Raw genomic sequence first — 14,220 nt, forward strand, 5'->3', positions numbered from 1 at the left:
AACTTATATACCCGTTGTGCGTGAATTTGCTTCCACACACCTGCAACCTGAAGTATGAAGGGTATATAGCGTTACTGTGATATCCCTATTGTGATGCTGTTTTAAGAGGTAAACCACTATGCCGGAATTGGGTGAATTGTTTTATATCCCGCAGAAAAATATCAACTGGCATTTAGACAGCATCGTTGACGAATTAAAAAATGTTCGTCAGCAGTGGCGTGATAAATACCAGCAGGGTAATTATCAAAATAAACGTTTGCTCCCGTCGAAAGAAAACGTCAGTAATATTACCGATACGCTATCAAAAGTCTTGTATCCGATGCGATTAGGCGCAACCGATCTCAAAAAAGAGAGCGAAGATTATTATGTGGGATACCTGCTGGGCAACGCGCTGGAACGCCTGGCGGAAGAAGCCACGCTGGAATTACGCTATAGCGCCGGCGAACAATCCCATCCTGGCGATGAGGCGCCAGAGGCGCAAGAAGCCATCAACCGCATCAAGCAGTTCGCCGCACAGTTGCCAACGATACGCAAACTGCTGGACAGCGATATTCTGGCTGCCTATCAGGGTGACCCTTCCGCCCGCAGTATGGATGAAGTGCTGCTGTGCTACCCCGGTATTCACGCCGTTATCCATTACCGCCTGGCCCACGAGCTGTACCGGCTAGAACTGCCGCTGCTGGCGCGGTTGATGACGGAAAAAGCGCATAGCCAGACCGGTATCGACATTCACCCCGGCGCGCAAATTGACGAAGGGTTCTTCATCGATCACGGCACCGGTGTAGTCATCGGCGAAACGGCGATCATTGGCAAGCGTGTGCGCATTTACCAGGCCGTCACGCTGGGCGCCAAGCGCTTTATCACCGACGCCGATGGCAATTTGCAAAAACGCTATCCGCGCCACCCGATCGTTGAAGACGATGTTGTGATCTATGCCGGGGCAACGCTGCTGGGGCGTATTACCATCGGCGCCCGTTCGAGCATCGGCGGTAACGTCTGGTTAACCCGCGACACGCCGCCGGACAGTAATATTCGGCAGGCCAGTTTATTACAAAGCCAATTTAAAGATGGCGATGGCATTTAACCTAACGGCTTATTCTCTTTCTGGTTTTTATTACAAAGGCATATCAACAACACCTAAACATTGCCGAGTGCGTAAAAAATAATAGGAACATCATAATAAATCATATTATTCAAAATACTCTAAATAATTCGAGTTGCAGAAAGGCGGCGACGCAGCGACAAATTCGTCAGGAACGAATTTGCCTGGCCTCTGGCCAGCCTCCGGTGAGAGACAAGGATGTCTCTCATTAATCCCCAGGAGCTTACTCAGGTAAGTGACTGGGGTGAGTGAGGAAAGCCAACACATCTGCAACTTGAAGTATGACGAGTATAAATCCCCAGCGTACGGAAATGAGCATGAGTATTCTTGATATGGTAGGCAATACGCCATTATTAGCCCTGCCGCATTTTTCTGAAGAAACGCCGGGCGTTTTACTGCTGGCAAAAGCGGAATTCATGAACCCCAGCGGTTCGGTAAAAGACCGGGCGGCAAAGGCCATGGTACTTGACGGGATCGCCCAAGGGAAACTGGTGCGTGGAAAAACCATCATCGACGCCACCAGCGGCAATACCGGCATTGCCTACGCCATGATAGGCGCAGCGCTGGGGTACAAGGTGGTGCTGTATATGCCGCAGAACACCAGCATTGAGCGTAAACAGATCATCCGCCATTACGGCGCCACCATTGTGGAAACCGATCCGCTGGAAGGTTCCGACGGTGCCTATCTGGCGGTGAAAGCGCAGGTAGAGCACGATCCCGAGCGCTATTTTTATCCCGATCAGTACAACAACCCCGTAAACCCCCGCACGCATTTTGCCACCACAGGTTGGGAAATCTGGCAGCAAACGCAGCGCAGCATCACGCATTTCATCGCCAGCATGGGCACCTCCGGCAGCTTTGTCGGCAGTGCCCGGCGCTTGAAGCAAGAAAACCCACGAATTCAAACGCTGGCGGTGCAGCCGGCTTCCCCACTGCATGGCATTGAAGGCACGAAGCACATGGCCAGCAGCATCAAACCCGGCATTTTGGATGAAACCTTGCTAGACGGCGTGGTGACGGTAACGACGGAAGAAGCCTATGCCGCAACCCGCCGTCTGGCGAAACATGAAGGCATTTTTGCCGGCATCTCTTCCGGCGCCAACGTGGCGGCGGCCTTCAGGCTGGCGCAAACGCTGCCCAGCGGCTCAGTGGTGGTCACACTGCTTTGCGATACCGGTTCTCGCTATCTGGCAGACCCTTTTTGGAATGAACGCGAATGATTCGATTAACAACGGAAACGGAACGCCTGATCCGCACAGAAGGCGAAAAAACCTACCCTAACGAGTGCTGCGGCGCGCTGTTGGGCAACTTCGACAAGAACGGCGATGCGCAAGTGGCGGCGCTGCTGCCGATCGTCAATGCACGCGAAGCGCAGGAGCAGTATCACCGCTTTGTCATCACCGCCGACGATTATCTCTTGGCAGAGCGTACCGCACGGGCGCAGGGCGTTGACGTGGTCGGATTCTATCATTCACACCCGGATCACCCGGCGATCCCTTCCGATTATGACCGCGAGCACGCCCTGCCGTTTTACGCCTACATCATTGTCGCCGTGGCCCAGGGGCAATCTGGCGATCTCACCAGTTGGCGGTTGGCGCAGGATCGCCAGCGTTTTGATCAGGAAACGGTCAGCGTGGCGCAGTAACCCGATAACCGGGGCAAAGCGCCCCGATGTTGAACATGGCAGAGAGAGCATAACAATGGCAGCAACATTATTGATTCCGACCGCATTACGCGCCTTTACCGATGGCCAGGGGAAAGTGAGCCTGGAGGGAGAAACCGTTGGGCAACTGGTGGCCGCATTGGCAACACGCTATCCCGATATCCATCAGCACCTCTATGAAGACGATGGCTCGCTGCGCTCGTTTATCAACCTGTACGTGGGCGAAACCAATATCAAAACCACCGGCGGCCTGGATACGCCGGTCAAAAACGGCGATGACGTGATTCTGGTGCCCGCCATCGCAGGCGGCGCAGGGGCGCGGGTATGAGCCTTCCCAGCATTATTCCTGACGATCGCCTGGCAACGTTGTCGCATGCCGAGATCGCGCGTTACAGCCGCCACCTGCTGCTGGCGGAGGTCGGGCTGGAAGGGCAGCAGCGGCTGAAAAGCGCGCGGGTATTGTTGATCGGTACCGGTGGCCTGGGCGCACCGGTGGCGCTGTATTTGGCTGCCGCCGGCGTGGGTACGATCGGCATTGTGGATTTCGATTTTGTTGAGGTTTCCAACCTGCAGCGGCAAATCATCCACAGCACCAAAGACATCGATCGCCCCAAGGTCGCCTCCGCCAAAGATAAAATCCGCGCCATTAACCCGGATATCGAGGTGGTGACCTACAACACCCAGCTCAGCAGTAAAAACGCGCTGGAGATCATTCGCAATTACGACATCGTCGTCGACGGTACCGATAACTACCCTACCCGCTACCTGATCAACGATGCCTGCGTGCTGCTCGGCAAGCCTAACGTATACGGTTCCATCTTCCAGTTTGAAGGCCAGGCGAGCGTGTTCTACGCCAAAAACGGCCCGTGCTATCGCTGCCTTTACCCGGCGCCACCGCCGCCAGGGCTGGTGCCCTCCTGCGCCGAAGGCGGCGTCGTCGGCGTGCTGCCCGGCATCATTGGCACCATTCAGGCCGCCGAGGCCATCAAACTGATCATCGGCGGCAACGACAGCCTGATCGGCCGCCTGCTGCTGTTCGATGTCTGGCAGATGAAACAGCGTGAGCTGAAGCTGGAAAAAGATCCCAACTGCCCTGTCTGTGGCGAGCACCCAACGATCCATGCGCTGATCGACTATGAGGAGTTCTGCGGCCTGAAGCCCACGGAAGAGGAAACACCGATCGAAAGCGTCACGGCCCGCGAGCTGAAAACCTGGTTGGATGCCAAAAAACCGCTGCAGTTGATTGATATTCGCGAGCCGCACGAGCGGGCGATTGTGAAGTTCCCAGATGCCAAGGTGATCCCACTGGGGCAGATCGTGCGCCGTATTGCCGAGTTTGATCCTGCCGTGGACGCAGTGTTCCTGTGCAAGATCGGCCAGCGCAGTCTGTTCGCCATCCGTGCGCTGCAGCGCGCCGGCTACACCGGCCGGGTACTGAATTTGAAAGACGGCATTAACGCGTGGGCGCAGGATGTGGATACCAGCCTGCCCCAGTACTGAAAACGTTGACCTGTGTAAAAAAACACTCACTGAAAGTAAAAATTAAGGGAAACACCATGACAGATAAAAACGTTCTTAACGCTCTGGGGCGTGACGCCGCGTATCAACTGGCCAACGTGACCAAAACGGCGCCGCAGTTTGGGGCGATCACGCCGCGCTGGGTCAGCTATTTTCTGGACTACAAAGGGCTTGAGGCCGGGATCTATCGCGTTAACAAAGTGGTGGAAGGCGATACCCCGCTGGATGCGCTGTGCAGCCAGGATCCCACCCGCATTGAAATCCCTAAAGGCTATATCGAATACCAGACGCAGCCGCGTGAATACCAGTTGGACTCCATCGCCACCATCGTTAACGTCGATACCAAAATCGCTGATATTTACAGCTCGCCGTTCGATCAGGCTTCCGAACAAATCGCGTTGGCGATTGAAAGCCTGCGCGAGCGCCAGGAAAGCCAGCTAATCAATAACGATGACTATGGCCTGCTGAAGAACGTTGCCGATGCCCAACGTATCCAGACGCGCAACGGCCGCCCAACGCCGGACGATCTGGATGAGCTGATTGCCAAGGTGTGGAAAGAGCCCTCGTTCTTCCTCGCCCACCCGCGCGCCATCGCGGCGTTTGCCCGTGAAGCCACGCGCCGCGGGGTGCCGCCGGTCACCGTCAACCTGCACGGCGGTACCTTTATTTTGTGGCGCGGCATCCCGCTGATCCCTTCGGATAAACTGTTTGTCGACGGGTTGAAAAACCCGAAAGGCAAAGGCGGCAAAACCAATATCCTGCTGATCCGTTCCGGCGAGAGCAAACGCGGCGTGCTGGGCCTGTACCAGTCCGGGCTGCCAAATGAACAATCCCGTGGCCTGTCAGTGCGCTTCCGCGGCATTGACGACAACGGCGTCGCCTCCTACCTGCTTTCACTCTATTGCTCCGCCGCCATTCTGGCCGATGATGCCATCGCCGTATTGGAAGACGTTGAAGTAGGTGAATATTATGACTACGAATAATCTTTCGCTGCCGGGTTGGCCAGGCAGCGGCGAGCGCTCACCGTCAGCCCGTGATTACGGCCTGCCGGACGAACGTGATTTGCACGCGCTGCTGGGGGAGCGTGCCCCGAAGCCGCACGCGCCGGATCCGGCCTATGCGCCGCAGGTAGTGCCTTACGGCCAGAATAGCGCCACCGCCGTCGCACCACGGCCTGGCGTAACGCCATCATCAGTCCCGGCGCCGTTGGCACGCGTCGGCCAAGTGCCGGTGGAACATATCCGCGCCGATTTCCCGATCCTTGCTGAACAGGTTGACGGCAAACCGCTGGTCTGGCTGGACAACGCGGCCACCACCCAACGGCCAAGGCAGGTTATTGAGCGCATCAGCCACTTTTACCTGCATGAAAATTCAAACATTCATCGGGCGGCGCATACGCTGGCCGCACGCTCGACGGATGCCTACGAGGCCGCGCGGGACAAGGTGGCGCGCTTTATCGGTGCGGGCAGTTCGGCCAATATCGTGTTCGTGCGTGGCACCACCGAAGGGCTGAACCTGATTGCGCAAAGCTATGTCAAACCCCTGCTGCGCCCGGGGGATGAGATCATCCTGACCCTGCTGGAACACCACGCCAACATTGTGCCGTGGCAACTGGTGGCTCAAGAGACTGGCGCGGTGCTCCGCGTGGCGCCAGTAGATGAAAACGGCCAGTTGATTCTTGAAGAATATAGTCGCCTGTTCAATGACAAAACGCGTTTTGTTTCGGCCACCCACGTATCCAACGCTCTCGGCACCGTGACACCGGTGCAGGAACTGGTGGCGATCGCCCATCGTTTTGGCGTGCGTATTGCCATTGATGGCGCCCAGTCAATCTCGCATATCCCGGTAAATGTGACCACGTTGGACGCCGACTTCTTTGTCTTTTCCGGCCATAAGGTGTTCGGCCCTACCGGCATCGGTGTGGTATACGGCAAGCAGGAGGTACTGGACGAAGCACGCCCGTATCAGGGCGGTGGCAATATGATCGCCGATGTCACTTTTGAGCTGACGCGTTACCAACCGGCGCCAAATAAGTTCGAAGCCGGGACAGGCAACATTGCCGATGCCGTTGGGCTTGGCGCGGCCATTGATTATGTCACCGCAATCGGAATCACCAATATCGCCCAGTATGAGCATGCGCTGCTGGAATATGGCATTGAGAAACTGACGCAGATCCCTGGGCTAAAGCTGATTGGCACCGCCGCCCAAAAGACCAGCGTGTTGTCTTTTGTGCTGGAAGGCCATGAAAATGAAGCGATCGGGCGCTACCTCAGCCAGGCCGGGATTGCAGTGCGTGCCGGGCACCACTGCGCACAACCGATCCTGCGCCACTTCGGCTACGAAACGACGGTGCGGCCTTCGCTCGCCTTTTACAATACCCCACAGGAAATTGATTTTCTGGCAGAAAAAATCACGTTGTTGGCAACAGGCTCGCGGCGCTAACGGCGTTTTCACGCGATCGGCAGGGGAAAACCGATGTTCAGCACCGGATGCGGGAGCACGGCGGCATGAAGGCGGAACAGGCAGGGACGCCTGTAGATCAATTTATCAGGCGGCAACGGAAGAAGCGGGTTTTCCAAATGCTATCGCCTGGTCAGTTGCGCCTGAGTGACAAATGCACTACGGCCTCTGAAGGCGCGGTTAACTCACGCCAAAATGCGACCGAATGGGTGTAAGAAACAGATTACACATAGTCCATATAATAAATTACGCTGGTAATTACTGAACCGGTAGAGATATTTTCACCGCCGTAGTTATAGTAATGAGCGTAAAAATGTATCGTGCCCTTGGCCAAAGTATAATCGTAATCGAAGTGGACTGTTCCATCCTGTGTACTGGAAATCCTATTCATTGGCAGTATGGTTGCGCCGTCTGAAGTAATAGCTATGCCTACTCCCCGTGCTGTCCCGTAATCATTCTTCAGGTATAGCCGATCATCAGAGACATTTGAGCCTGTAAAATAGATACCGCCGTCTACCATCGTAGTCATATAGGGAAACTCACATGCATTATACAGGACTAAATCAAACGCTACCTTTTTCGCGTCGGCCAACCCCACCGTCGTCCCCAATTCGCTACGGGTGATTGGGTCGAGTTTGACGGTAAAATCTGGGCTATCCCCTTCCCAATTACAGGTACCCTTTGTTACAGCCCCGCTGAATGTGATGGTACCGCCCCCGGACGCAGAAGTGGTAACAGCGGCAGACTCCTTTGGGAGCAAACACCCTACGGCCAGAAGAGTTACAATGGATAACTTAAAATAACGGGCTACTGACATAAACTGGATTCTCCTTTTCCATTCAAAGCGATTTTCCTATTCAGAACGACCTGGCCTATTTTATAGGATACCGCCATACCTATGATATCATACCTAAGTCTAATCGAGCCTGTACAGCATTCTGTGTACATGCCTTTCTCAGAATTGACTATCAATGTCGTTACCGAAATCAATAATAAAGCGGCGCATTGCCAGCCACACGACCTTTTTCACGGTGCCCTCTACCGAGAACACTTTGCGCTTTTTAATGGGGCGGTAAACACGTGCTCAGTTCACTCCCGTTCTTTTTATTTTATTAATTCTGGCAGGCGGATAAATATTTCATATATTAAATCTATTGTTTTTCGCCTTTGTTGTTTTGATGCGGAGAATAATATTGCAGGTAAGGCTGTTAAATAATTAAGCCAAAAAGAGACCGCCTGGCGCGATCGCCACAGGGTCTTTCTGGGTAAGAAAAGTTTCTTTCCGCCGGCAGCGGCGGCATATCTTATAACGTTATGTCATTGTCTTTTACCTGCCATATCCCTACAAAATGACGTGAATACCATACCTTGGGGCGACATAGCGATGAATTTGGATCTACGGCAACTGCGTAACTTTCTCGCGCTGGCTGAACAGGGCGGCGTCACGCCGGCAGCGTGCTAAGCGAGTTCTCCGCCGGCCGTGGCGCACTCGGCACCGGTTTGCTTTGCACCGGCGGCTTTTTCCTGACCTCGGGTTTTGGCTTTGGCGCCCGTTCGAGCATCGGCGGTAATGTCTGGTTAACCCGCGACACGCCGCCGGACAGTAATATTCGGCAGGCCAGTTTATTACAAAGCCCATTTAAAGATGGCGATGGTATTTAACCTAACGGCTTATTCTCTTTCTGGTTTTTATTAGGTAGCACGCGGCGCGGAGTTCGCTCCCCCTGCCCAGTAAGCATACGCTCAGTAAGTTATCGTATGATTTATCATCATGTTTGATACCCATCAAAACCAAAGCAGAAACCGGTCTCAAACCCCGTTTTTTTTGCCATAATCAACAATATTTATTCATGCTGCGATTGAACAAATTGTTATGCGCCTTTGGGGGGACGGGAACCTCAACCACGCCCTTGATGCCCAGACGAAGGTACACAAAAGCGCAGATATGCAGGCTAACCATTCGTCCACCGTGAAGTGGCGAAATAAAGGAGAGTGCGAATGAGCACAGGAGCTGCCCCCGCCGGATCAAACACGCTGACGATCATCATGGTGCTCTCTGTTCTTTCGATTTTTCCGCCGCTGGCTACCGACATGTATCTGTCGGCCTTCGGCGACATCCAGGTTTATCTCAATGCCCCGGATGGCGCGCTAGAGCTGTCGCTGTCGGTATTCTTCCTTGGCCTATGCGCCGGCCAACTGGTGTTCGGCCCCTTAATCGACCGCTTCGGCCGCAAGGGGCCGCTGCTGGTCGGAGCCGCGCTGTTCTGCGTTGCAACTGTGCTGTTGCTTATGACCCGCTCAACCTCGATATTCGTCGGCCTGCGGTTCATCCAGGCGCTTGGCGCCTGTGGCGGCATGGTGGTGGGGCGCGCGGTGGTCTCAGATCTCTATGAGGGTACCGCAGCGGCACGAACCATGACGCTACTGGTCATGTTGATGACGCTCGGGCCCGTCGTATCGCCGCTGCTGGGCGGTGTTATCGTAACGCAGTTCGGCTGGAAAATGGTCTTTATCACTATGTTGGCGATCGGTGCTCTTGCGCTGGCGCTGGCATCCTTGCTGCTGCCAGAAACCTTACCTGCCACAAAACGGCTCAAGACGCCGCTGACAGGCGTATTCAGCGATTACTGGCAGTTGTTGGCTTCCCGCCCGTTCGTCGTCCCGGCCTTAGTCAGTTCATTGATCCAGGCGGCCATGTTCTCCTTTATCACAGCCTCATCCAGCGTTTTCCAGGGCGTGCTCGGCCTCAACAAGATTGAATATGGTCTGGCCTTCGGTTTTGTCGCGCTCGGGTTGGTCGTCGCCTCGTTCGTCAACAGTCGGTTGTTGGTAAAGTTGCAGGTACAAACGGTTATCAGCATCGTACTGCCGCTGTTTGTGGCTATTAGCTTCGTACTGCTGCTGGTTTCGCAAACTCATCGGCTTTGGGTGCTGATCGCCCCACTCTGGTTCTCAATCGCCATGGTCGGTTTGCTGAGCGCGAACGCCACCTCCATTGCCATGGAGGCGGCACGGGGGCAATCGGGTGTGGGCTCGGCCTTGGTCGGCGCCATGCAATTCGGCGTCGCCTTCATCTGTTCAGCCATGGTGGCTTCAGCGATCAGCTCAAGCGCTTTACCTTTGGCGCTCGGGATACTGATCCCAGCCCTTACCGCGCTGATACTCTGGTCATTTAGCCGAACATCTTCCGGCTGCGGAATATGAAGAACGGCTAATTAGCAGAGCGGCCAGTATCGATATCTACTCATATTCCATATAAATCACCATAGTGCCAACCACCGAGCCAGCCGAGAGATTACTGCTGTCGTAAATCTTGTAGCGTGCGCCGATATCTATGCCAGTGAGTGACGAGACCAAACTACTGCTTTTGGTCATTGAGGCCAACGAGGTGGCGCTGGAATCAAACGTTGAGCTCATTTTGATGGGATCCGCAGCACTGTTAAATAACTGAAAACCAATGCCGGATGAAGTTGAGGAGGGATTTCTGATTATGTAATTGCCGGTATCGACCAGATCGTTACTGTAGGCGCGTAAATTAAACGTCTTCGTGGCGAGGCTATTCACGCTGCCGCTACAGCTCACCGGGATCGTGAACTGGCTGTCCGAATAATCACCGGATTTCAACGCAAAAACAGTAGTGTTGGGCAAGGAAAACGCAAGGTTCTCAATGACGCAGGTCGTAGTGGTCGGCAAGAAATTCACCGTCATCGACGCAAATGCTTTGACATAACTGAATGAGGCTGAGGCTGCCTGAGCAGAAGTAGAGACAACATTGCGCAAAGCGCTTGCGGTTGCATAGGTGGAATTGCCGCTTGAGGTCACCAAGTACAAGACCGGTAGCTCTATGCTGGAACCCGAGGTCGTGGCATCATAGGTGGTACCGTTCACGACCTCGGCGTTAAGCGTCATATCGGCATCAAAAGTACTTGCCGCAATAGTCGTGTTTACAAAGCCCGTAAACGTTTGGCTGCTTTTTGATAGCGATGCGGTAAATTTGATATAGGTATCCAGATCTCCATTAGTGAATTTAACCGTGTAACCGCCATTTATACCATTACGATAATACAACGTTGTCGAACCGGACCAGCACTGTAACGTATAATTTGAAAAATTTGAGCTTTGGGTGTAGGAATAGCTATTACTTAACGAAAGCATATCGCTAATATCAGTGGAACCGTTACTGGTGACCGCCATTGAACGGTCACCGATCAAAATGCCATATGGATCACACCAGGCAGCATGTACCTGCCCCCCAGCAAAAAGCCCAAAGAGTGCCAAGAGCACATTGAGTAAATACTTTTTAAACATGATTATTTGCATATGTTTTTGCCTGTAATAGTCGCGTTCCTTACAACACAAGAATCATCTTCTGCTTTAATTAAAATATAATCAGGCAACGTGTTCGCCTTTATATAAATCAGGCTCCCTTGTGCTACATATCCGAGCTCACGCCCTTTCTTGTCAAAAATAGATGAACCAAAAGACAATGGTTCCCCTCTGCTATCAACGGCACGTAAAGAAAACGTCTGTCGCGTATCAGTAATATATTTAACATAGGAAATACTGCCCTTCCATGGGGCAATTTGTTTGATATTACCTAGCACATCATTGCCGGCTTCGGAACGTAGATAGTAGCTGTTTTTCCGCCAGGCTTTAGCATAAGGAATAAGCGTTTTACCAGAACTGTTGGTTGTAAAACTTTCATTGCCATTCACTTTCGCACCGGAAACGCCTGGCGCATCAATGATAACGAAGTTGCTGCCCGTTCTTGGCGATGTCAACACGCCATACTGTGAAGCCAAAATGCTGCCGGTGGCCCCAACGCCATACTGGCTATAGTTACTGCCTTTAGTGACATTACCGGTAAGATTGGCGAACGGCGAATCATAGGAAACATAACCGCCAGCCGTGGTTTTTTCTTGCTGGCTATTTTTCACCGACAGATTATAGCGCAGGTTGTCTGCATATTGCTGGTTCCAGCTCAAAGATGATGAACTGTATTTTCTTCCCTCCGTCGTCAGAGAGGAACTAATACTGCTTGCACGCTCAAAAATGGAGATCGGAATACTTAAAGACAGGCTGGCGTACGATTCGTCATAATATTTTACGTCTATATCCTGAGCATCATCCAGTCCGAAAGTATAGCCCTGACTATACAGACGTCTTCCGGCATTTAATGTCCAGGAAATATTATTATAGCTATTGCTCCACCCCAATGAATATTGCTTCGATTTATCTTGGGTATTCCAGTAGTCAACGGTATAAATGCTAGCTGACAGCGTGCCGTAACCTTCAGGCAAACGCTGATCCACCGAAATGCTCAGACTGTTTTTTTCCTGCGCCTGATAACCGATCTTGTTGCTGATGTATTGGCTGATGGAGTCTGATTCATTCAGCGTCAGATAATCCGGTTTTTTATGTATCAGGCTGACAGTAACATTGGTATTGGCACTAAAATAGCGGTTCCAGGCAATTCTACTTTTGCTGCCGCTGGCTTTGTTCTGCGCAGCTTGCAGGGCGGCCTGTTCAACGCTGGCTGAGAGGGTTCCGGCATAGGGCACCAACACCGATGCACCGATCAAACCCGATTTGTATCTGCTGCTCAAAATCGAACCGGCCGCCAGCGTCAGGTAGTTATTCACCCCCAACGAATACTCCGCCTGTGAGAAGTAGCTTTTATCCAACAGTGAGTCGGTGCGTAACTGACCGGCGTTAAACAACCAGTCGGAAGAACCGCTACGCAACATGCTCGAAGCCGCTGAATAAGGGATAAAAGACGAACTGGTGGTGCCATTCGCATTCTCAATCACCAGGTTGAGATCGGAGCGTGAGCCGGTTGGCATCAGATCGGCGACGATAAACGGCCCGGCAGGCACACTCTGCTGGTAAATAATTTTGCCGTCCTGCAGTACCTTAATGACTGCGTTGCTGTCAGCAGTGCCTTTAATTACTGGCATATAGGTGCGATAACTGTCCGGCAGCATCGTCAGATCTTTTTTCACGCCCAGACCGCGAAAATCGAAGCTATCGAACCAGTCGGCATTGCTGTAATTGTCGCCCAACGTTGCGATCGCGTTGATCGCCGGTAGTGATTTCTCCAGATAACGGCTACGGTTCACCCACTTCGCTTCGGCATTTTGGCGACGATAGTAGTAAGAGTTATCACGGAAATGCCAGTCAGCCAGATTCAGGCCGCTATTGAGCGACAGATATAAATAAGATTGGTCGTCACCGCTATTACGGTAGCGACTCTGTGAATAGAGCATATTGTAGTTGGTATACAGGCCACTGATCCCCTTATCCCAGAGTTCGGGGGGCAACCAATTTTTATCATGCGCGATGATATCCGCCTGCGGTACGGTAATCTCGAGGCGCAGACTATCGCGGTGGAACACAACGGCGCGCTGCTCGAGATATTGCACCAGCAAAACCCACTCCGCCGCGTTGCGCTGTTCCGCCAGCAACAGCGTTTTAATATCAAGATTATTCAGATAGCCTGCATTGACATAAACCGCGCCATCAGCATCGATTTTTACATCATATTTCCCTTTCCACTCTTTATTGACAAAAACATCAGCGGAATAAATGCCAGGACTGATGGTGCTCTTTTGTGCCTGTGAGAGCGCTTTGGCGCTGGTGCCAACCATGAAGCTTTGGTCAAATTCAGCAGCGGCTAAAACGGAGCATGAAAATGTAGCGCCAGATAGCAACAGGATGATGGTCAATCGATTGCAAATTTTCATAATCTCAGTTGCTGATATCGATGTCTCTTTGCGTGCCAAAATCATCAATAATTTTAAAAGTGTAGGATTTCCGCTCGCTCAGCAGATGGCGTTTATCATACTCATGACAAGAGAATGGTCTTAATAACAACGTCTTATCAAGGAGATTACCCCCTTTGCTTTTCTTATCCTCAATGCCTATCACGGTAACGAAATAGGGCGTCTCATTTTTAATGCAAGCGCCCTGAACACGGATATGCTGATTGATGCTGTTTGGGCTTATCGCTAATCCTGCTGGGCGATAGAACACTTTTAAGCGGCTCCGCACCGCAAATTGTAAATAGTTACCGCTTTTGTTCTGCGGAACGGGGGGAACATCAATAATATTCAGCCAAAACACACTTTCACGATCGGTTGGCAGACTCGCTGCCAGATCATTTTTAACGATATTCAGTACCTGGCCGTTATCCGCATCAATACGGACCACCGCGGGTACGACCGCCAACGCTAATTTCAAATTCTCAGGTCTGGCCTCCGGATTGCCGTCATCAATCCATGATTGCACCAGATGCGCTTCTGACGATTTATTCATTAACTGCACATTGGTGCTTTTCTTCCCACCATCAAAAATGACCCGGGTGTTATTCACCACTACGCTGGCATGGGCATAAAATGTGCTCGTCAGCAATAAAGAGCACAGCAAAGTTATCTTACTGATCATGTTTTTCCTGGGAGGACATCCTTGTCCTGTTATT

The 14,220-nt window shown here is 52.4% G+C and carries 13 protein-coding genes; 9 read left to right on the plus strand and 4 right to left on the minus strand.

Features of this window, described 5'->3' with window-relative positions; all coding sequences use genetic code 11:
* The first annotated feature begins 118 nt into the window (after positions 1-118).
* From epsC to ACN28Q_RS07310, 7 genes are all read left to right on the plus strand, one after another.
* Positions 119-1,084 carry a serine O-acetyltransferase EpsC gene (epsC, locus tag ACN28Q_RS07280; protein ID WP_095845736.1) on the plus strand — a complete coding sequence of 322 codons (966 nt, stop codon included), beginning with the start codon at positions 119-121 and terminating at the stop codon, positions 1,082-1,084.
* A gap of 335 nt (positions 1,085-1,419) precedes the next feature.
* The gene (locus ACN28Q_RS07285; RefSeq protein ID WP_095845737.1) at positions 1,420-2,322 is read left to right on the plus strand and encodes a PLP-dependent cysteine synthase family protein; all 903 of its coding nucleotides are present in this window, start codon (positions 1,420-1,422) and stop codon (positions 2,320-2,322) included.
* A complete protein-coding gene (locus tag ACN28Q_RS07290; protein WP_095845738.1) occupies positions 2,319-2,747 on the plus strand; it encodes a M67 family metallopeptidase in 429 nt (142 codons plus the stop codon). The genes ACN28Q_RS07285 and ACN28Q_RS07290 overlap by 4 nt, the downstream gene beginning before the upstream one ends.
* A 55-nt stretch (positions 2,748-2,802) precedes the next feature.
* On the plus strand, positions 2,803-3,093 hold the full coding sequence (locus ACN28Q_RS07295) for a MoaD/ThiS family protein (protein ID WP_095845739.1): 291 nt from the start codon (positions 2,803-2,805) through the stop codon (positions 3,091-3,093).
* Positions 3,090-4,265 (plus strand): molybdopterin-synthase adenylyltransferase MoeB, encoded by a 1,176-nt coding sequence (gene moeB, locus ACN28Q_RS07300; protein ID WP_095845740.1) that lies wholly within the window; start codon positions 3,090-3,092, stop codon positions 4,263-4,265. The genes ACN28Q_RS07295 and moeB overlap by 4 nt, the downstream gene beginning before the upstream one ends.
* A 56-nt stretch (positions 4,266-4,321) precedes the next feature.
* The gene (locus tag ACN28Q_RS07305) at positions 4,322-5,266 is read left to right on the plus strand and encodes a family 2A encapsulin nanocompartment shell protein (RefSeq protein ID WP_095845741.1); all 945 of its coding nucleotides are present in this window, start codon (positions 4,322-4,324) and stop codon (positions 5,264-5,266) included.
* Positions 5,253-6,725 carry a cysteine desulfurase gene (locus ACN28Q_RS07310; RefSeq protein ID WP_095845742.1) on the plus strand — a complete coding sequence of 491 codons (1,473 nt, stop codon included), beginning with the start codon at positions 5,253-5,255 and terminating at the stop codon, positions 6,723-6,725. Before ACN28Q_RS07305 ends, ACN28Q_RS07310 begins: the two co-directional genes overlap by 14 nt.
* 241 nt (positions 6,726-6,966) lie before the next feature.
* Here ACN28Q_RS07310 and ACN28Q_RS07315 read toward each other — a convergent pair whose 3' ends face one another.
* Complete coding sequence (locus tag ACN28Q_RS07315) at positions 6,967-7,560, minus strand: fimbrial protein (protein ID WP_095845743.1); 594 nt, start codon at positions 7,558-7,560, stop codon at positions 6,967-6,969.
* Between the two features lie 638 nt (positions 7,561-8,198).
* On the opposite strand from ACN28Q_RS07315, the gene ACN28Q_RS07320 reads away from it, so the two are divergent.
* Positions 8,199-8,405: a hypothetical protein gene (locus tag ACN28Q_RS07320; protein ID WP_095845744.1), complete on the plus strand. Its 207-nt coding sequence runs from the start codon at positions 8,199-8,201 to the stop codon at positions 8,403-8,405.
* Positions 8,406-8,741: 336 nt separating this feature from the next.
* Complete coding sequence (locus tag ACN28Q_RS07325; RefSeq protein ID WP_230469449.1) at positions 8,742-9,947, plus strand: multidrug effflux MFS transporter; 1,206 nt, start codon at positions 8,742-8,744, stop codon at positions 9,945-9,947.
* Positions 9,948-9,983: 36 nt separating this feature from the next.
* On the opposite strand, the gene ACN28Q_RS07330 is transcribed toward ACN28Q_RS07325, so the two are convergent.
* The 3 genes from ACN28Q_RS07330 to ACN28Q_RS07340 are packed head-to-tail and all read right to left on the minus strand — an operon-like array spanning position 9,984 to position 14,186.
* Complete coding sequence (locus ACN28Q_RS07330) at positions 9,984-11,063, minus strand: fimbrial protein (RefSeq protein ID WP_095845745.1); 1,080 nt, start codon at positions 11,061-11,063, stop codon at positions 9,984-9,986.
* Positions 11,054-13,486, minus strand: a complete 2,433-nt coding sequence (locus tag ACN28Q_RS07335; protein ID WP_165907070.1) for a fimbria/pilus outer membrane usher protein — start codon at positions 13,484-13,486, stop codon at positions 11,054-11,056. The genes ACN28Q_RS07330 and ACN28Q_RS07335 overlap by 10 nt, the downstream gene beginning before the upstream one ends.
* 4 nt (positions 13,487-13,490) lie before the next feature.
* Positions 13,491-14,186 (minus strand): fimbrial biogenesis chaperone, encoded by a 696-nt coding sequence (locus ACN28Q_RS07340; RefSeq protein WP_095845747.1) that lies wholly within the window; start codon positions 14,184-14,186, stop codon positions 13,491-13,493.
* Positions 14,187-14,220: the final 34 nt, after the last annotated feature.

The sequence above is a fragment of the Gibbsiella quercinecans genome, from assembly GCF_002291425.1.
Taxonomy (GTDB): domain Bacteria; phylum Pseudomonadota; class Gammaproteobacteria; order Enterobacterales; family Enterobacteriaceae; genus Gibbsiella; species Gibbsiella quercinecans.

What these genes read in the sequence shown, in the direction of transcription:
- ACN28Q_RS07295 (WP_095845739.1), top strand. Translation starts at nt 2,803, where the DNA reads ATGGCAGCAACATTATTGATTCCGACCGCATTACGCGCCTTTACCGAT.
- ACN28Q_RS07310 (WP_095845742.1), top strand. Translation starts at nt 5,253, where the DNA reads ATGACTACGAATAATCTTTCGCTGCCGGGTTGGCCAGGCAGCGGCGAG.
- ACN28Q_RS07330 (WP_095845745.1), bottom strand. Translation starts at nt 11,063, where the DNA reads ATGCAAATAATCATGTTTAAAAAGTATTTACTCAATGTGCTCTTGGCA.
- ACN28Q_RS07340 (WP_095845747.1), bottom strand. Translation starts at nt 14,186, where the DNA reads ATGATCAGTAAGATAACTTTGCTGTGCTCTTTATTGCTGACGAGCACA.
- ACN28Q_RS07325 (WP_230469449.1), top strand. Translation starts at nt 8,742, where the DNA reads ATGAGCACAGGAGCTGCCCCCGCCGGATCAAACACGCTGACGATCATC.
- ACN28Q_RS07305 (WP_095845741.1), top strand. Translation starts at nt 4,322, where the DNA reads ATGACAGATAAAAACGTTCTTAACGCTCTGGGGCGTGACGCCGCGTAT.
- ACN28Q_RS07335 (WP_165907070.1), bottom strand. Translation starts at nt 13,486, where the DNA reads ATGAAAATTTGCAATCGATTGACCATCATCCTGTTGCTATCTGGCGCT.
- moeB (WP_095845740.1), top strand. Translation starts at nt 3,090, where the DNA reads ATGAGCCTTCCCAGCATTATTCCTGACGATCGCCTGGCAACGTTGTCG.
- ACN28Q_RS07285 (WP_095845737.1), top strand. Translation starts at nt 1,420, where the DNA reads ATGAGTATTCTTGATATGGTAGGCAATACGCCATTATTAGCCCTGCCG.
- ACN28Q_RS07290 (WP_095845738.1), top strand. Translation starts at nt 2,319, where the DNA reads ATGATTCGATTAACAACGGAAACGGAACGCCTGATCCGCACAGAAGGC.
- ACN28Q_RS07315 (WP_095845743.1), bottom strand. Translation starts at nt 7,560, where the DNA reads ATGTCAGTAGCCCGTTATTTTAAGTTATCCATTGTAACTCTTCTGGCC.
- epsC (WP_095845736.1), top strand. Translation starts at nt 119, where the DNA reads ATGCCGGAATTGGGTGAATTGTTTTATATCCCGCAGAAAAATATCAAC.